17 protein-coding genes are annotated in these 15,692 nt (G+C 75.2%); 11 read left to right on the plus strand and 6 right to left on the minus strand.

The window, feature by feature from the left end:
- Positions 1 to 7 precede the first annotated feature (7 nt).
- The gene (locus tag ACH4PU_RS05095; RefSeq protein ID WP_398266163.1) at positions 8 to 634 is read right to left on the minus strand and encodes a carbonic anhydrase; all 627 of its coding nucleotides are present in this window, start codon (positions 632 to 634) and stop codon (positions 8 to 10) included.
- Positions 635 to 759: 125 nt separating this feature from the next.
- Between ACH4PU_RS05095 and cynR the strand changes: the two genes are divergently transcribed.
- Together cynR and ACH4PU_RS05105 are read left to right on the plus strand one after the other, a co-directional pair.
- The gene (gene cynR, locus ACH4PU_RS05100; RefSeq protein WP_398266166.1) at positions 760 to 1,668 is read left to right on the plus strand and encodes a transcriptional regulator CynR; all 909 of its coding nucleotides are present in this window, start codon (positions 760 to 762) and stop codon (positions 1,666 to 1,668) included.
- Between the two features lie 47 nt (positions 1,669 to 1,715).
- Complete coding sequence (locus ACH4PU_RS05105; protein WP_398266169.1) at positions 1,716 to 2,183, plus strand: hypothetical protein; 468 nt, start codon at positions 1,716 to 1,718, stop codon at positions 2,181 to 2,183.
- Here the strand turns inward: ACH4PU_RS05105 and ACH4PU_RS05110 are convergent.
- Positions 2,155 to 2,877: an alpha/beta fold hydrolase gene (locus tag ACH4PU_RS05110; RefSeq protein WP_398266172.1), complete on the minus strand. Its 723-nt coding sequence runs from the start codon at positions 2,875 to 2,877 to the stop codon at positions 2,155 to 2,157. The genes ACH4PU_RS05105 and ACH4PU_RS05110 overlap by 29 nt on opposite strands.
- A gap of 71 nt (positions 2,878 to 2,948) precedes the next feature.
- A complete protein-coding gene (locus tag ACH4PU_RS05115; protein WP_398266175.1) occupies positions 2,949 to 3,455 on the minus strand; it encodes a hypothetical protein in 507 nt (168 codons plus the stop codon).
- 94 nt (positions 3,456 to 3,549) lie between these two features.
- Here ACH4PU_RS05115 and ACH4PU_RS05120 point away from each other — a divergent pair, with 94 nt between their 5' ends.
- Positions 3,550 to 4,041, plus strand: coding sequence for a hypothetical protein (locus tag ACH4PU_RS05120; protein WP_398266178.1), 492 nt, complete (start codon positions 3,550 to 3,552; stop codon positions 4,039 to 4,041).
- Between the two features lie 20 nt (positions 4,042 to 4,061).
- Here ACH4PU_RS05120 and ACH4PU_RS05125 read toward each other — a convergent pair whose 3' ends face one another.
- The 3 genes from ACH4PU_RS05125 to ACH4PU_RS05135 all read right to left on the minus strand — a co-directional run bounded on the left by ACH4PU_RS05125 (position 4,062) and on the right by ACH4PU_RS05135 (position 6,848).
- Positions 4,062 to 4,664 (minus strand): GTP-binding protein, encoded by a 603-nt coding sequence (locus ACH4PU_RS05125; protein WP_398266180.1) that lies wholly within the window; start codon positions 4,662 to 4,664, stop codon positions 4,062 to 4,064.
- Between the two features lie 281 nt (positions 4,665 to 4,945).
- Positions 4,946 to 5,569, minus strand: coding sequence for a DUF4232 domain-containing protein (locus tag ACH4PU_RS05130; protein ID WP_398266183.1), 624 nt, complete (start codon positions 5,567 to 5,569; stop codon positions 4,946 to 4,948).
- Between the two features lie 37 nt (positions 5,570 to 5,606).
- The gene (locus ACH4PU_RS05135; RefSeq protein ID WP_398266186.1) at positions 5,607 to 6,848 is read right to left on the minus strand and encodes a 4-hydroxybenzoate 3-monooxygenase; all 1,242 of its coding nucleotides are present in this window, start codon (positions 6,846 to 6,848) and stop codon (positions 5,607 to 5,609) included.
- 450 nt (positions 6,849 to 7,298) lie between these two features.
- Here ACH4PU_RS05135 and ACH4PU_RS05140 point away from each other — a divergent pair, with 450 nt between their 5' ends.
- The 8 genes from ACH4PU_RS05140 (at position 7,299) to ACH4PU_RS05175 (ending at position 15,691) form a co-directional block, all read left to right on the plus strand.
- The gene (locus ACH4PU_RS05140; protein WP_398266189.1) at positions 7,299 to 7,898 is read left to right on the plus strand and encodes a hypothetical protein; all 600 of its coding nucleotides are present in this window, start codon (positions 7,299 to 7,301) and stop codon (positions 7,896 to 7,898) included.
- Positions 7,895 to 8,983: a GDP-mannose 4,6-dehydratase gene (gmd, locus tag ACH4PU_RS05145; protein ID WP_398266192.1), complete on the plus strand. Its 1,089-nt coding sequence runs from the start codon at positions 7,895 to 7,897 to the stop codon at positions 8,981 to 8,983. The genes ACH4PU_RS05140 and gmd overlap by 4 nt, the downstream gene beginning before the upstream one ends.
- On the plus strand, positions 8,980 to 9,924 hold the full coding sequence (locus ACH4PU_RS05150) for an FkbM family methyltransferase (protein ID WP_398266195.1): 945 nt from the start codon (positions 8,980 to 8,982) through the stop codon (positions 9,922 to 9,924). Before gmd ends, ACH4PU_RS05150 begins: the two co-directional genes overlap by 4 nt.
- Complete coding sequence (locus tag ACH4PU_RS05155; protein WP_398266198.1) at positions 9,912 to 11,651, plus strand: amidohydrolase family protein; 1,740 nt, start codon at positions 9,912 to 9,914, stop codon at positions 11,649 to 11,651. Before ACH4PU_RS05150 ends, ACH4PU_RS05155 begins: the two co-directional genes overlap by 13 nt.
- Positions 11,652 to 11,785: 134 nt before the next feature.
- A complete protein-coding gene (locus ACH4PU_RS05160) occupies positions 11,786 to 13,174 on the plus strand; it encodes an aspartate aminotransferase family protein (RefSeq protein WP_398266201.1) in 1,389 nt (462 codons plus the stop codon).
- Entirely contained in the window at positions 13,171 to 13,476 is a 306-nt protein-coding gene (locus ACH4PU_RS05165) for an acyl carrier protein (RefSeq protein ID WP_398266204.1), read from the plus strand. The genes ACH4PU_RS05160 and ACH4PU_RS05165 overlap by 4 nt, the downstream gene beginning before the upstream one ends.
- Positions 13,473 to 14,603 carry a beta-ketoacyl synthase N-terminal-like domain-containing protein gene (locus ACH4PU_RS05170; protein WP_398266207.1) on the plus strand — a complete coding sequence of 377 codons (1,131 nt, stop codon included), beginning with the start codon at positions 13,473 to 13,475 and terminating at the stop codon, positions 14,601 to 14,603. Before ACH4PU_RS05165 ends, ACH4PU_RS05170 begins: the two co-directional genes overlap by 4 nt.
- Positions 14,603 to 15,691 (plus strand): 3-oxoacyl-ACP synthase, encoded by a 1,089-nt coding sequence (locus ACH4PU_RS05175; protein ID WP_398266210.1) that lies wholly within the window; start codon positions 14,603 to 14,605, stop codon positions 15,689 to 15,691. Before ACH4PU_RS05170 ends, ACH4PU_RS05175 begins: the two co-directional genes overlap by 1 nt.
- Position 15,692 lies beyond the last annotated feature (1 nt).

Raw genomic sequence — 15,692 nt, forward strand, 5'->3', positions numbered from 1 at the left:
CGGATGCTCAGGCCGGCAGCGTGGCGCGCGAGGGGACGGATCCGGTCGCGGATCCGGTCGCGGGCAGTTCCTCGACGGTGCCGGTCGCGATGTCGAAGACCCAGCCGCGCAGGGTGAGCGTGCCTCGGGCCAGCGCTCCGGCGACGCACGGGTGGGTGGCCAGGTTCGCCAGCTGCGTGTGGACGTTGGCGCGCACCAGCGCGTCCACGGACTCCGCCGCGGGCGCCTCGGCGGAGACCCGCGCCCGGGCGGCGTCCGCGTGGCGCAGCCAGTCCGCGACGGCCGGGGTGCCGCTCAGGTCGCGGTCCTCCGCCAGCGCGGTCATCGCCCCGCAGTACGAGTGTCCGCAGACGACGACCTCGGTCACGCCGAGCACGCCGACGGCGTACTCGATGCTCGCCGCCACGCCGTCCGCGCCGGGAGCGTACGCCGGGACGATGTTGCCCGCGGTCCGGACGACGAAGAGTTCGCCCGGTTCGCCCTGCGTGATCAGCTCGGGCGGGACCCGGGCGTCGGAACAGCCGATGAACAGGACTTCCGGTGCGTGGCGGCCGGCCAGCCGGGCGAAGAGGCGCGCCTTGGCCGGGAAGACGTCGCGTCGGAAACGGGCGACGCCCCGGGCGAGGTCGTGCATGGTCGCTCCCTTCGGTGGGGTCAGCCTCGGGGGCGGGCTGACGTTCCTCACCCTGCACGACCAGCACCCATAGCGTCCAAGAGCTGCTGCCCATGTGTCCCATTGATGTCATCTATGGTGGGTCCATGGCCCTGGAACTGCGCCACCTGCGTTATCTGCTCGCGGTGGCCGAGCACCGCAACTTCACCCGCGCCGCCGAAGACCTGCACATCTCCCAGCCGACCCTCTCCCAGCAGGTCAAGCAGCTGGAGCGGACGGTGGGCGCCCAGCTGCTGGACCGCACGGGCCGCGCCGTCCGGCTGACCGACGCCGGGGAGGTCTACGTCCGGCACGCCCGGCGCGCGCTGCGCGATCTCGCCGCCGCCGAGCGGGCCGTCCGGGACGTCCGGGACCTGTCCGAGGGGCGGCTGCGGCTGGCGGCGACCCCGACGTTCACCGCGTACCTCATCGGCCCCCTCACCGCCGAGCTCCGCACCCGCCACCCGGGCATCACCCTCACCTTCCGGGAGATGGCCCAGGACGAGCTGGAGGCGGCCCTGCTCGCCGACGACCTCGACGTGGGCATCGCCTTCGACGGACCGCACCAGCCGGGCATCGCGGCGGCCCCGCTCTTCACCGAGACGCTGAGCCTCGTCACGGGCCCCCGGACCGACGGGCCGGCCGCCGCCCCTCCCCTCTCGCCGCACGACCTCGCCCGCGTCGAACTCGCCCTCCTCAGCGCCGACTTCACGACGCGCGGGCACGTCGACGCCTACTTCGCCCTCCACCGGGTGAGCCCGCGCATCGCGGTCGAGGCCAACTCCCTCCAGGCGCTCACCGAGATCGTCCGGCGCACCGGGCTGGCCACCGTGCTCCCCGACGCCATCGCGGAGGACGATCCCCGGCTGATCCCCGTCGCCGTCCGGCCACCCCTCCCCTCCCGCACGGTCGCCCTGCTGCGCCGGGAGGCCGCGTACCACAGCGCCGCCGCCCACGCGTTCACCCGCCTCGCCCACGATCACGTCCGCACCGCCGGCCACGCTCCCCCGCCATGAGGGTCCCCCCGTGGCCACACCGGCCCCTCACGTGATCAGCTGACGCCATGGAAGCGATCTGGACGAGTGCCGTGGCGGTCGTGGGAACGCTGCTCGGCTCGGTGGTCACGCATGTCCTCCAGCGCCGGGTGTCGGAGCGCGGCGAGTCGTTCGCCCGGTCCGAGGCGCTCCGGCGCGAACGCATGACGACCTACAGCGCGTTCGCCGAGGCGATGGAGGACTACCGGCACGGCCAGGCGGACCGCTGGTACAGCGGCCGGGACGCCCCGGGCACCGAGGCGTACGTCGCGGCGCGGGACGAGGCCCACCGCCGCCGCACGGCGGCCCGGCAGGCGCTCTACCGGGTCCGGCTCCTCACCGACGACCCCGGGGTGAACACCGCCGCCGAGCGCGCCTACGCGAGCACGTGGGAGATCTCGACCGCCCGGGACCAGAGCGCCCGGGACGCCCTCGACGCCCGGTCGCGGCGGGCCATAGAGGAGTTCGTCAGCAAGGCCGCGCCGCTGGTCCGTTGAGACGGGCCTCGTCGAGCAGGATGTCCGCCAGCTCGCGGGGCCGGGAGAACATCGGCCAGTGGCCGGTGTCGAGGTCGACCCGCCGCCAGAGCGGTCCGGTCGGCAACCCCCGCACGGCATCGCCCGGTTCGTCGCCGGCGAGGCGGCAGAGGACGTACGTCGCCGGCAGCTCGTCGAGGGGCCGGGCCAGGACGGCGGGCTCGGTGAGCGTGGCGCCGGGGTGCGGAGTCGCGCCGGCCACGATGCGTGCGATCTGCTCCTCGGTGAGCCCGTGCCCCGCGTAGTGGGCGGCGGGCACGGCCGGCCAGAAGCCGCCGTGCCCGTCGATCTCCGCCGTCACCGCCGCCCCGCCGTCCGGCCAGACGGAGACGAACGACGCGCCGTCGGACGGCACTTCGGCGTCGACGAACACGACGCGCCGCAGCCGGTCGCCGATCCGCCCGGCGGCCTGGCCCGCCGGGATCCCCGCGTAGCTGTGGCCCACGAGGACGACGTCGCGCAGCTCCCGCCACTCGACCGCGTCGACGATGTCCCGGACATGGGTCCGCTGCCCGGCGGGCACACCGCGCCTCTCGGCCAGCCCGGACAGCGTCAGCGGATGGACGCCGTGCCCGGCCGCGCGGAGGCGCGGCACCACGTCGTCCCACGCCCACGCGCCGAGCCGGGCGCCTGCGACCAGTACGAAGTTCACCATAAACGCACGGTAGTTGCAGCGGTCCGCGCACCGCGCGTGATTTTTCCGGGCACGCGGCACGAGCCGCGGCCTCACCCCTCCGGGGTGACGAGGTCGAACCTGCCGGGGTCCACCAGCACCCGCACCCGGTCGGCCGCGGGGTCGTAGCCGAGCACCGGGTTCGCGTAGTCGCCCCCGAAGCTCATGCCTACCGGCTTGCCCAGCCGGCGGCCGACGGTGCGGAGGAAGGCGCACAGGGTGTCGACTCCCCGCTGCCCCTGGAGCTCCCGGAGGTCGACGTCGAAGTCGATCTCGTCGGCGGACCTCAGCCAGAAGATCACGGTGACGCCGGGAACCGGCTGGACGCGCAGGTCGGCCGTGTCCGCGTCCGGGGGACGCGACAGGACGTCGGCGGCGGGCGGCAGCGGCGCGGTGACGCCGCCCACCCGGAACTCCCACTCCCACCCGCTCGACCGGACCAGGTCGAACACCGCCTGCCAGTCCTCGGCCGAGGAGCCCGGCACGGTGAGGTCCGGGAGCTCTCCCATCAGGTCGGGGTCGAAGAGATTCCTGACGTCGTTCCACAGCAGATCCGGCATCCCGCCATGGTGCCCGTACGGCTGCCCGGGCGCAGCCGGGTTACGGCCGCCGCCCGGCGCGGCCCGCCCCGCGCGCCGGTCGTAGGGTGAGGGGATGGGCAACACCTTCTTCGCCGGTGACGACGGCCTGTACCTCACCAACGGGGGCACGGCGGTCTTCGTCGACGTGCTCACGCTGGCGGTGTCCGCACTGGCGGAACGGCCGTGGGACTACCGGTTCGCCGCCCTGTTGGCCCGGCAGGACCAGTCCGTGATGGGCCGGGGCGCCGTCGGCTTCGACCTGGCGGACCTCGACTGGGGGCGGACCGGCCGCGAGCGGGCGGCGGCCAAGGACTTCGTGCTGCGGGTCACCGACCTGGCGCTGCGGCGGCACCGCTGGGACGAGCTGGACTACTTCCCGCCGTTCGCGGAGAAGTACCTGCGCCGGTTCCGGGAGTTGGTCGAGGCGTTCGACCCGGCCGCGGCCCGGGACGACGGGGACACCTTCCCCGGGCCGGACGAGGCGGCGGCGGCCTCGTGCGTACGGCACCGGGTGCTGAGCTCGCTGCCCCTGCTGGAGGGCTGCGTCTTCTGCTTCGCCGGCTGACGGCCGCGAGCGCGGTCGCGTCAGACGTGCATGCGGGCGTCCAGGGTCTCCATCAGCTCGATGACGGACGCCTCCCAGAACATGTCGCCGGCCAGGGCCTGCAGGGCGGAGCCGCGGACGATGGGCACCCGTTCGTCGTCGAGCCCCTGTTCGCGGAGGAGCGCGCGGACCGCTTGCTCCGCCTCTCCGGCCGCCTCGGGGTCGGCGACCGCGTCGCACTTGTTGAGGAAGACCGCGAGCCGGCGCACCCCGGCGCCACGGGCGAGCCGCAGGTGTTCACGCGCCTGCGAGGGCACGGTGCCGAGCGCCGAGACCACGAGCACGACCCCGTCCAGCGGCGCGTGGCCGAGCAGGTCGCCGACGTGGCGGGCCTCCGTGTCGAAGTGGGTGTAGTGGCACCCGGGTGTGGCGTAGGTGCTGTGGGTGCTGTACGGGGCGAGCGCGACGCGGGTGCTGCCCGCGGCCTCCACGATCCGCTCGACGGCGCCGGCGTCCTGCTGGTACGCCTTCGCGGCGGCCTTCCCGGCCGCGATGGCCAGCGTGGTCTTGCCGTGCCCCCGGTGCCCGATCGTCCCGATGGTCCTGTGCTTCCTGCGACGTGGTCGTCCGCGTTCCCCGGCCATGACCCGGCCTCCTTCCTCCCGGCCCTTCCGGGCCCGTCCTTCGGTGGCGTACCGCGCGGGTGCCCCGGGCCTGTGGCCGGATGCGGGGGCGTGCGGGGTACGGAAGGTCGCGGACGGAGCGGAATCGTTCCGGTGGCGGACGGTGGCGCGCGCCCGGCCGGGGGTTCGGCTCCCCGTAGGAGGTCAACTGGCCCTGAATCTGCCGCGGTTGTGCCACCAGGCCGCTCACCCGCCCACCGGTACTGTCGTTCGACGTCCGTACGCACCCGCGCCCGAGGGCGTCAGCCCACCGGCTTCCACGCGCCGACCGCCAGCTTGCCCGTGCTGCCGAGGTCCAGGCCGCCCTCCGGTGCGACCGTCTGGGCGCGGACGCCCGGGCCCGGGGTCACCTCCAGGTGGCGGCCGAGCAGCGGGGGCCGGCGGGTGTCGTCGTATGTGTTGCGCCACAGGACCACGGCCACCGCCGCCGCGCCGGGGCGCAGGGTGACCGGACGGGCCGGGGTGTCCGGCACGCCCGAGTGGGCGACGGCCGTGAGGTCGTCGTGCACGGCGACGTCCAGCGTCTCCCCCTTCTCCCCCAGGACGCGCAGGCGCGGGTGGCCTTCGACGGTGCGGGGCACGGTGCCGCAGTTGTCCAGCCGTACGCCCATACTGCGCAGGCCCATGGCGCCGTCGACGGGTTCGGCCGTGACCCGCAGGCCATCGTGCGGGCAGGCGGCGGCGGACGGTCCCGGCACGGCGGGGGTGGTCCGCGAGGGCCCGCCGGAGGGGGTGCGCGGACCCGGCCGGATCCCGGGCTCGTCCCGGACGGTGGGCGCGGGGGCCGGCCGGGCGCACGCGAGCGGCGCGGCCGTGCAGAGGATCAGCAGCGCGGCCAGGGAGAGCGTGCGCGGTGTCCGGTTCATCCGTCGATCGTCTCACGGGGGTGCGCGCGGCCGGTGTTCAGCGGGGGCTCGGCCGCTCGCGCGTCGCCCGGGGATTCCGTGGCCGCCGAGCGGACACCACTCGCCCCGTGTACCCCTCTGCCAGGTGGGTCGAGGCGGCCGTGGATCCCACGAGGGCGGCGAGTTCGCCGAGTTGACGGCGTTCGTCGAAGGCGGTGGCGCCGGGGAGGCGGTGCAGCAGGTTCGTCATCCAGTAGGAGAAGTGCTGGGCCCGCCAGGTGCGGCGCAGGGCGCGGGGGCCGTAGGCGTCGAGGTGCCGGAAGTTGCGGCCGGTGACGGCGTGTTCGACCGCCTCGGCGAGGAGGCGGGCGTCGGAGAGGGCGAGGTTGAGGCCCTTGGCGCCGGTGGGCGGGACGGTGTGCGCGGCGTCGCCGGCGAGCAGCAGGTTGCCGTACCGGAGGGGTTCGCAGACGAAGCTGCGGAACCGCAGTACCGAGCGGTCGAGCACCGGCCCCTCGGCGAGGGCGAACCCGTCGGCGCCGCGCACCCGCGCCTGGAGTTCCGCCCAGATCCTGTCGTCGGGCCAGTCGGCGGGGTTTTCGTCCGGGTCGCACTGGAAGTAGAGGCGTTGGACGGACTCCGTGCGCCGGCTGACGAGCGCGAAGCCGCGCGCGGAGTGGGTGTAGACGAGTTCGTCGGCGCTGGGCGGGGCCTGGACGAGGACGCCGAACCAGGCGAAGGGGTACGTGCGGACGAAGTGGGTGCGCGCCGCCTCCGGGACGGCAGGCCGGCACACTCCCCGCGAGCCGTCCGCGCCGACGAGGACGGCGCAGCGCACCTCGCGGGGCACGCCCCCGGCGTCGGTGAACAGGATGCCGGGGCGGTCCGTGGCGAGGTCGGTGACGCGGGTACCGGTCACGCCGTAGCGGACGTCTCCCCCGTCGCGTTCGCGGGCGGCGGCGAGGTCGGCGAACACGTCGGTCTGCGGGTAGAGCCACACGTTCTCGCCGACGAGGTCCCGGAAGTCGACGCGGTGGCTCTCGCCGCCGAAGCGCAGGGTGATCCCGGCGTGCGGCCGGCCCTCGCGGCGCACCCGGTCGGAGACGCCGCTGTCAGCCAGAAGGCGGGCGCTGTCCGCCTCCAGGATGCCGGCCCGCTGGGTGCCGCCGATCTCGGCCCGGGTGCGATGGTCGACCACCACCGAGTCGATGCCCGCCCGGGCCAGCAGGTGGGACACCATGAGGCCGGCCGGGCCGGCGCCGACGATGCCGACGGTGGTCCGGATGGGGGCCGGGGGCATGGGACGTCCTTTCCGGTGCCGGCCGGGTGGCTTTCCGCGAACGGTGGTACGCGGAACCGCTTTCCCCTACCACCTTGATTGATCGGCCAAACGCACAAGACGACCGCGCACGTTTCCTTCCCCCCGATAATGCCCTGGCAGCGCCCCGATGGCACCCCCATGGCACCGGCTCTCCCCCGCCATCCCGACAGGACCCGCGGCGCTCCGCGAACTCCCTTTCCAGGGAAGCAGAACCGGACACCTCCGGGAAAGACGGAGCGACCGGAGCGAATGCGCACCGCCGTCGCCCCGGGGGCGTGCGACCGCACAAGTTTGCGCGATCGGGCGCCGCTTGACCGTCCACTTCCCGGCCTCATAGCCTGCTTGGCACCTGATTGTCCGAAGATGCATTCTTCGGCCGGCATACCCGGGTTCCAGTCTTTTATATGTATGTCATGAAGCGGTGGTGAGATGACCGAACGGCTCGGGGAATTCTCCTCGGCACCACCGCAGACACGGATGCTCGTATGCGCGGACGGCTCCACGACGGTGCTGCTCGACGCCCTCGTCGGCGAACGGCTGCGCGTACGCGTCGACCATCAGCGGCAGGTGCGCGCCGCCCGCGTCCGGCACATCGGGTGCGACGTCCTGGGGGCCGCGCCCGACGCCCTGGTGATCGACCGACGGTCGCGGATCCTCACCCCGGCCCTGGACGTCATCAGCGTCAACCACGTGGTGATCGCGGCCCGGATGTGCGGCCAACTCGTGCCGCCCGCCGACGAGTTACTGGGCCCTTACCTGAAGGCCATGGGCCTGTCGCTGACCCGGGAGCCGATCGCCGTGTCGCGCGGCGTCTGGCCGCTCGGCGGGGCGGCGCCCGCGTGCGTCAGCAAGGAGTACGTCATCGAGTGCGGCGGCGCCGGACGGGTGTACGTCCACGAGCGGTTCAACCCCCGGTACGTGCCCCTGGAGCCCGTACCCCCCGGAGAAGGACGGAGCGGCGACATGACGGATCCGGCGGCCGGACGCGGCACGCCGCCCGGCCGGCAGGCCCCGGGGGGAACGCCGTGAAGCGGGCACTGATCACCGGCATCACCGGCCAGGACGGTTCGTACCTCGCCGACCTGCTGCTGGACAAGGGCTACGAGGTCCACGGCATCGTCCGCCGCAGCTCGACCTTCAACACCCGCCGCCTGGACCACATCTACCGCGACCCGCACGACGCCGGGCGGCGGCTGATCCTGCACTACGGCGATGTGCGCGACGCCAGCCGCCTGGTGACGCTGCTCGGCCGGATCCGGCCCGACGAGGTGTACCACCTGGCCGCCCAGTCGCACGTCCGCGTCAGCTTCGACGAACCCGAGAACACCGGCGACATCACCGGCATGGGCACCACCCGGCTACTGGAGGCCGTCCTCATGACCTCCCGGGACCGGGACATCCGCTACTACCAGGCGTCGTCGTCCGAGATCTTCGGCGCCGCGCCGCCCCCGCAGGACGAGCGGACCGCCTTCCGGCCGCGCAGCCCGTACGCCGCCGCCAAGCTCTACGGCTACTGGATGACCCGCAACTACCGTGAAGCGTACGGGCTGTTCGCCGTCAACGGCATCCTCTTCAACCACGAGTCGCCCCGCCGGGGCGAGACCTTCGTGACCCGCAAGATCGCCCGGGCCGCGGCCCGCATCAAGGCCGGCCTGGAGAAGCACCTCTACCTCGGCAACCTCGACGCCGTCCGCGACTGGGGGTACGCCCCCGAGTACGTCGAGGGCATGTGGCGGATGCTCCAGCTCGACCGCCCGGACGACTACGTGCTGGCCACCGGGGTCGGCTCGACCGTGCGGGACTTCGCCGGGCACTGCTTCTCCCACGTCGGCCTCGACTGGCACCGCCATGTGCGCCACGACGAGGCGTACCTGCGGCCGACGGAGGTCGACGCCCTGGTCGGCGACGCGGGCAAGGCGCGCCGGGCGTTCGGCTGGACCGCGCGGACGCCGGTGCGCCGACTCGCCCAGATCATGGTGGACGCCGAGCTGGCCCGGCTGGCCGCGGACGGCCGCGAGCCCGGGACGCCGATACCGGTGGCCGAGCCCCCGGACCACCACGAACGGCCGGAACCCCCGGCATTCGCCCAGGACTTGGAGCGGCCAGGCCCATGACCACCACCGACCGGACCGCCTGGCGGGCCGCCCTCGACCGGCGCGCGCGCACGACCGGACTCCGCGGGCTCGCGCAGCGCCTGCGCCACCCGGTCCGGACCTGCTACCCGAGCAGCCGCGCGCTGCGCCGGCGGCGGCACCGCGGCGAGGGGCGGCCCTCGGCCGCCCGCACCTTCTGGGGCCAGGAGATGACGATCGCGCTCCCCGAGGAGGTGTCCGTCGCCCTCCACCGCCGCGGCTTCGTCGACTACGACCTCACCGCCTTCCTCCTGTCCCATCTGCGCCCCGGCGCGACGGTGCTCGACGTCGGCGCGCACATCGGCTACTACACCGTGCTCGCCGCCGCCCTGGTCGGCCCCGGCGGGACGGTCCGGGCCTTCGAGCCGACGCCGTCCACGCTCACCGTCCTGCGGCGGAACGCCGGCCGCTTCCCGCAGGCCCGGGTGGTGCCGGCGGCGGTCTGGTCGCGCCGCGACGAACTGGTCCTCTACGACCACGGCCTCGGCTACAGCGCCTACAACTCGGCGTTCGAGGCCCGGCTGCCGGAGGCCGTCCGGTCCCGGATCCCGTCCGACCCGTTCACGGCCGAGACGGTCGCCCTCGACGACTACATCCGCGCCGAGGGCCTCGCCCCGGACCTGGTGAAGATCGACGCGGAGAGCGCGGAGGCACACGTCCTGGCCGGGATGCGCGGCCTGCTGACCGGGCCACGGCCCGTCGTCTCGCTGGAGGTCGGCGACCTGGGGGTGGCGGGCGCGCCGGCCGGCCGCACGCTCGTCGACACCCTGACGGCCGCCGGCTACGAGCCGTGGGAGCTGCGCGCCGGCACCCCGGTGCCGCACCGGCCGCGGGACCACTACGCGTACGAGAACCTGCTGTTCGCCCCCGCGGGCCACCGGCTCGCACCGCACGAGGAGGCCGGCCCCCCATGCACGACCTGATCGTCCGCGACGGCACGCTGTACGACGGATCCGGCATCCCCGCCCGCCGCGGCGACGTCGCCGTCGACGGGGGTGTGATCACCCGGGTCGGCCGGGTGCCGGACCCGGGCCGGACGGAGCTCGACGCCGGCGGCCGGATCGTCACCCCCGGCTTCGTCGACATCCACACCCACTTCGACGGGCAGGTCAGCTGGGACCCGCTGCTCACGCCCAGCTGCTGGCACGGCGTCACCTCGGTGGTGATGGGCAACTGCGGGGTCGGCTTCGCGCCCGCCCGCCCGGACCGGCACGACTGGCTCGTCGGGCTGATGGAGGGCGTCGAGGACATCCCGGGCGCCTCGCTGTCCGAGGGCATCACCTGGGAGTGGGAGACGTTCCCCGAGTACCTCGACGCGGTGGAGCGCGTCCCGCGCGTGCTGGACGTCGCCGCGCAGGTCCCGCACGGCGCGCTGCGGGCGTACGTGATGGGCGACCGGGGTGCCGCGAACGAGCCGCCGACCGAGGACGACCTGCGGCGGATGTGCGCGCTCGCCCGCGAGGGCGTCGAGGCCGGCGCCCTCGGCCTCTCCACCTCCCGCACCCTCACCCACCTCGCCATCACCGGCGACCCGGTGCCCGGCACCTTCGCCGCCGAGGAGGAGCTGTTCGCCCTGGGCGGGGTGCTCGGCGCGGCCGGCACCGGCGTCTTCCAGCTCGTACCGCTGGGCGCGGGCGGCGAGCAGGTCGAGGACCCGCTCGGCGAGATCACCTGGATGCGCCGGCTGTCGGCGGCGGTCGGCCGGCCGGTGACGTTCGGCCTCTTCCAGAACGACAACGACCCCGACGGATGGCGGGAGTTGCTCCAGATCGCGGAGGACGCGGTACGGGACGGCGCGGACCTCCACCCGCAGGTGGCCGGGCGCCCGTTCGGCGTCGTCATTAGCCTGGACTCCACCCACCCGTTCCATAAACGCCCGTCCTACAAGCGGATCGCGCACCTGCCCGCGCCGGAGCGCCGGGCGGCGATGCGCGACGCGGCGCTGCGGGAGCGGATCCTCGGCGAGTCGCCGGAGAACGCCGATCCCCGCTCGGCGCTGTTCCCCCGGGGGTACGCGCGGCACTTCCCGATGGACGCGACCGGGCCGGACTACGAGCCCGCCGCCGACCGGTCGTTCGACGCCCTCGCCCGCCGCACCGGGCGCGACCCCGAGGCGCTGATCTACGACTTCCTCGCCTCCGGGAAGACCAGTGGCATGATCTTCCGGCCGCTGCTGGGCTACGCCGAGTACACGCTCGAACCGATCCGCGAGATGCTGCTCCACCCCCAGGCCGTCCTCGGCCTGAGCGACGCCGGGGCGCACTGCCGGCTCATCTGTGACGCCAGCACCCCCACGTCGATGCTCACGCACTGGGCGCGCGACCGCCAACGGGGGGAACGGCTGCCACTGGAGTTCGTCGTCCGGAAGCAGACGTGGGAGCCCGCGCGGCTGTACGGGCTGCGGGACCGCGGGCTGCTGCGGCCCGGCTACCGGGCGGACCTCAACGTCATCGACTTCGACCGGCTCGCGCTGCGCTCGCCGGAGTTCGTCCACGACCTTCCGGCGGGCGGCGGGCGCCTGATCCAGAAGGCGGACGGGTACGCGGCGACGGTCGTCGCGGGCGAGATCACGTTCCGCGACGGGGAGCCGACCGGCGCGCTGCCCGGCCGGCTGGTCCGCGGCGCCCGGCCCGGGCCGGGCCGCCGGTGAGCGCGGCGGGGCCGGCGGACACGACGGACGCGGCGGACGCGGCGGACGGACGCGACGGCACAACGAACGGACCAGGCGACACGACGAGCGGGCCGGACGGACAGCGGACGACCGGCCGCGGAGGGGACCACGCCGTGACCGACCCGAACGAGCCGACTCATCGGACCGCGCCGACCCACCTGGCAGACGGGACTCACTCGGCAGACGCGACTCGCCCGGCCGAGCCGACTCACCCGGCAGACGGGGCTCACCCGACCGAGCGGGCCCGCCCGGCAGACGGGACAGACCCGGCCGTCCCGGCCGGACCGCTCCGGCTCGACAACTCGACGAAGCTGCTGGCCCGCGGCCGGCTCGTGGACGCGACGCTGTCGGAGAAGGACTACGTCATCGAACGCGACCGGCTGGTCGACGGGGCCTACCCCGTCTACGGCGAACGGGCGCGGGGCGCCCGCGTCTGGGACGCCGACGGCAACGAGTACCTGGACTACATCCTCGCCTACGGCACGATCATCCTCGGCCACGCCGACCCGGCGGTGACCGAGGCCGCGCTCCGGGAGATCGAGGAGGGCTTCTCGATCACCCTCCGGAAACGGACGCAGATCGAGCTGGCCGAGCGGCTGGTCCAGGTGATCCCGGGCGCGGAGCGGGTGTTCCTGCTCAAGACCGGCTCCGACGCCACCAGCGCGGCCGTGCGCCTGTCCCGCGCGTTCACCGGCCGGGACCGGGTGGTGCGCTGGGGCTACAACGGGTGGCACGACTGGGCGGCACAGCGGCCGGGAGGCATCCCGGACACCGTACGGACGCAGGTCGACACCTTCCGGTACAACGACCTGGACAGCCTCCGGGAGGTCTTCCGGCGCCATCCCGGCGAGGTGGCGTGCCTGCTGCTGATGCCGTTCGAACTCGACGCCCCCGAGCCGGGTTTCCTCCAGGGGGCCGTCGATCTCGCGCACGAGCACGGCGCGCTGGCGGTCTTCGACGAGATGCGGTCCGGGTTCCGGGTGGCCCTCGGCGGGGCGCAGGAGCTGTTCGGCGTCCGGGCCGATCTGGCGACGTTCAGCAAGGCGATGGCGAACGGCTGGGCGGTGTCCGCGCTGACCGGCCGGGCCGAGGTGATGGCGATGGTCGGCCGGACCCACATCTCGTCCACGTTCTACTCCAACACCGTGGCGATGGCGGCCGCGTTGGCGACGATGGACCGGCTGGCGGACGGGACGCCGCTGGAGCGGGTGCGGACGCTCGGGACGCGGCTGCAGGAGGGGCTGGCCGGGCTGGCGGGGCGGCACGGGGTGCCGGCCCGGGTGCGCGGGGTGCCGCAGATGCCGTTCCTGACCTTCGAGCATCCGGATCCCGGCCGGTCCCGGGTGCTCCAGGACGCGTTCTTCACGGAGACGACCCGCCGGGGCGTGCTGCTGCACCCCACCCACCACTGGTTCGTCTGCGCCGCCACCACGGACGCGGACCTCGACCACACCCTGGCCGCCTGCGACGAGGCGTTCCGGGTCGCGGCGGAGGCGGCGTGACGGCGGACGACACCACGGCGGACGACCTGGGGGCGGGCGGCGCGGCGGCGGGCGACACGCACCGGGCGATGCTGGCGCGGGTACGGGCCGGGCTCGCGCGCCGGCTGGACGAGGAGCCGGACCTGCCGTGGCTGGGCGACACCGAGCCGCTGGCGGCCGCGGGCGTCGACTCCGTGCTCCTCATCTCGGTGATCGGGGAACTGGAACAGGAGTTGGACGTGTCCCTGCCGGACGACACCGTCCTGGAGTCGGCGAGCCTCAGCTCGCTGGCCCGGGCGCTGAGCCGGGGCGGCCGGCGGTGACCGGCGCGGACCGGCGGCCGGTCGCCGTCACCGGGCTGGGCTCGTGCGGGCCCGGCGGGGTCGGGGTGCCGGCGCTGTGGAAGGCACTGGGCAGCGGGCGGGCGCACCGGCCGCCCGTCACGGAGTTCGACGTGGCCGGTGCGACGCTGCGGGCGGCGGGCCAGGTGCCGTCGGCCGTCGAGGGGGACGGGGAGTGGCGGGCGCTCGACCTCGCCGGAACCGCCGTCCGGGAGGCCGTCGACGGGCTGGACGCCGGCGGGCTCGGGCGCGTCGCGCTCGTCCTCGGCACCACGGACCCGGGCGCGGTCCCGCCCCTGCCGGGCCGCTTCCCCGGCGACCTGGCGGCGGCCTGCGCCGAGCGGACCGGGCTGGGCGGCGAGGCCGTGACCGTCGCCAACGCCTCGGCGTCCGGCGCCGCGGCCGTGGCCGTGGCCCGGGACCTGGTGGCCGCCGGGGACGCCCCGGCGGCGGTGGCGGGCGGCGCGGACGCCGTGACGGACCTGGCCCTGCTGGGCCTCAACTCGCTGCGGACGCTGGGCTCGGAGGGCTGCCGGCCGTTCAGCGCCCGGCGGCGGGGCATCGGCCTCTCCGAGGGCGCGGCCGTACTCCGGCTCCAGCCCCTGGACGCGGCGGCGCCCGGGACGGTCCTGGCGGTGCTGGCCGGCTGCGGTCTGACCAACGCCACCGGCCACCTCGCCGCCCCGGACCCCGCCGGCATCGAACTGGCCGTCCGCCTGGCGCTGACGGACGCTCATCTCGGCCCCGGCGACGTGGACTTCGTCAACGCCCACGGGCCGGGCACCCGGCGCGGCGACACGGCGGAAGTGGCCGCGCTGCGCGCGGTGTTCGGCGACCGGCTGCCCTCGGTCCCGGTCAACAGCGTCAAGGGCGTGCTCTGGCACCTCCAGGGCGGTGCGGGCGCCGTCGAGGCCGTGGCGTGCGTGCTGTCGCTGGTCCACCGCGCGGTCACCCCGACGTGGGGCGCGGCGCCCGTCGACCCGGCGTTCGACGACCTCGACCTGGTCCTGGAGGACCGCCCCCGGCCCGTACCGGGCCTGCGGACCGCGCTGAGCGTGTCGTGCGGCCTGGGCGGGATGAACACCGCGCTCGTCTTCCGGAGGCCCTGATGGAGTCCCCGAGCGATGTCGTGATCACCGCCGCGGTCTCGGACGACATCGACACCGCCGAGCTCTGGCGCGCTCACGCGGCGGGCGCAGGGGGCCGCCGGGACGTGAACAAGTGGACGGGCGAACTCCCGGAGCGCATCGCCGCCACGGCGGGCCGCGCGCTGGCCCGGGCGGGCGGACTCCCGCCCGCCACCGGCTGCTTCGTCGGCTCCCTCTACGGCTCGGGCCACGTCGCGGAGTCCATCCGGGCCCGCCTGGACGCGGACGCGCGGTCCGCGCTGGCCCCCGAGTCGTTCGTCTACTTCAACGCACACGGCGTCACGTCCCTGATCTGCCTCCGCCACGGCCTGCGCGGCCCCTCCGTCACCCTCGCCGGCCCGGGCGCGGGCCTCCAGGCCCTCGCGGCGGCCCGCCGCCGCCTCGCGCTCGCGGGCGACGCCCCGGCCCTGTGCGGCGCCTACGACCTCCTCAGCCCGGCCGCCGCGCGGGCCCGGGGCGGAGCGCCGGTGACGGGCGCGGCGGTGTTCCTCGTCCTGGAGACGGCGGCGGGGGCGCGGGCGCGGGGGGCGCGGGTGCTGGGGCGGCTGGGGCCGGTGGAGGCGTTCCGGTGGGAGGGCGCGGGGGTGGGATCCGGGTGGGCGGAAGAGGGCTCCGTGGCAGACGGTGGCGCGACGAGTGGTCGGGCGCCGGGCGGTCCCACGGCGGGTGACCGGCCGGGGATCGATCCGGCACCGGACGGCGAGACGGGCCGCGCCCTGTCAGCGGACGATCCCGTGGGAGGCAGGCCGTCGACGGGCGTCAGGGCGGGGCACGGCCCGACGGGAGACGGCTCGGCGGGCGGTGGTCCGGCGGCGTACGGCCGGGTGGGACACGGCCGGCCGGAAGGCGCCCCGGCAACCGGCGTCCCGGCCGGGGCGGGCGACCGGACGGGCGGCGCCCAGTCCGCGGACGTACGGGCGACCGCCCCGCTCGCCGCGCTGGTCGCCGCGCTCGCGGATGACGGCCCGGCCGCCGCGGGACCGGCCCTCACCGTGACCGCCGCGGGCCGGCGGCACGCGTACCGCTGCACCGTGTACCGGGAGGCCTGAC

This window comes from Streptomyces sp. NPDC021100 (assembly GCF_044333095.1).
In the GTDB taxonomy this organism is placed as follows: domain Bacteria; phylum Actinomycetota; class Actinomycetes; order Streptomycetales; family Streptomycetaceae; genus Streptomyces.

What these genes read in the sequence shown, in the direction of transcription:
- ACH4PU_RS05095 (WP_398266163.1), bottom strand. Translation starts at nt 634, where the DNA reads ATGCACGACCTCGCCCGGGGCGTCGCCCGTTTCCGACGCGACGTCTTC.
- cynR (WP_398266166.1), top strand. Translation starts at nt 760, where the DNA reads ATGGCCCTGGAACTGCGCCACCTGCGTTATCTGCTCGCGGTGGCCGAG.
- ACH4PU_RS05105 (WP_398266169.1), top strand. Translation starts at nt 1,716, where the DNA reads ATGGAAGCGATCTGGACGAGTGCCGTGGCGGTCGTGGGAACGCTGCTC.
- ACH4PU_RS05110 (WP_398266172.1), bottom strand. Translation starts at nt 2,877, where the DNA reads ATGGTGAACTTCGTACTGGTCGCAGGCGCCCGGCTCGGCGCGTGGGCG.
- ACH4PU_RS05115 (WP_398266175.1), bottom strand. Translation starts at nt 3,455, where the DNA reads ATGCCGGATCTGCTGTGGAACGACGTCAGGAATCTCTTCGACCCCGAC.
- ACH4PU_RS05120 (WP_398266178.1), top strand. Translation starts at nt 3,550, where the DNA reads ATGGGCAACACCTTCTTCGCCGGTGACGACGGCCTGTACCTCACCAAC.
- ACH4PU_RS05125 (WP_398266180.1), bottom strand. Translation starts at nt 4,664, where the DNA reads ATGGCCGGGGAACGCGGACGACCACGTCGCAGGAAGCACAGGACCATC.
- ACH4PU_RS05130 (WP_398266183.1), bottom strand. Translation starts at nt 5,569, where the DNA reads ATGAACCGGACACCGCGCACGCTCTCCCTGGCCGCGCTGCTGATCCTC.
- ACH4PU_RS05135 (WP_398266186.1), bottom strand. Translation starts at nt 6,848, where the DNA reads ATGCCCCCGGCCCCCATCCGGACCACCGTCGGCATCGTCGGCGCCGGC.
- ACH4PU_RS05140 (WP_398266189.1), top strand. Translation starts at nt 7,299, where the DNA reads ATGACCGAACGGCTCGGGGAATTCTCCTCGGCACCACCGCAGACACGG.
- ACH4PU_RS05150 (WP_398266195.1), top strand. Translation starts at nt 8,980, where the DNA reads ATGACCACCACCGACCGGACCGCCTGGCGGGCCGCCCTCGACCGGCGC.
- ACH4PU_RS05155 (WP_398266198.1), top strand. Translation starts at nt 9,912, where the DNA reads ATGCACGACCTGATCGTCCGCGACGGCACGCTGTACGACGGATCCGGC.
- ACH4PU_RS05175 (WP_398266210.1), top strand. Translation starts at nt 14,603, where the DNA reads ATGGAGTCCCCGAGCGATGTCGTGATCACCGCCGCGGTCTCGGACGAC.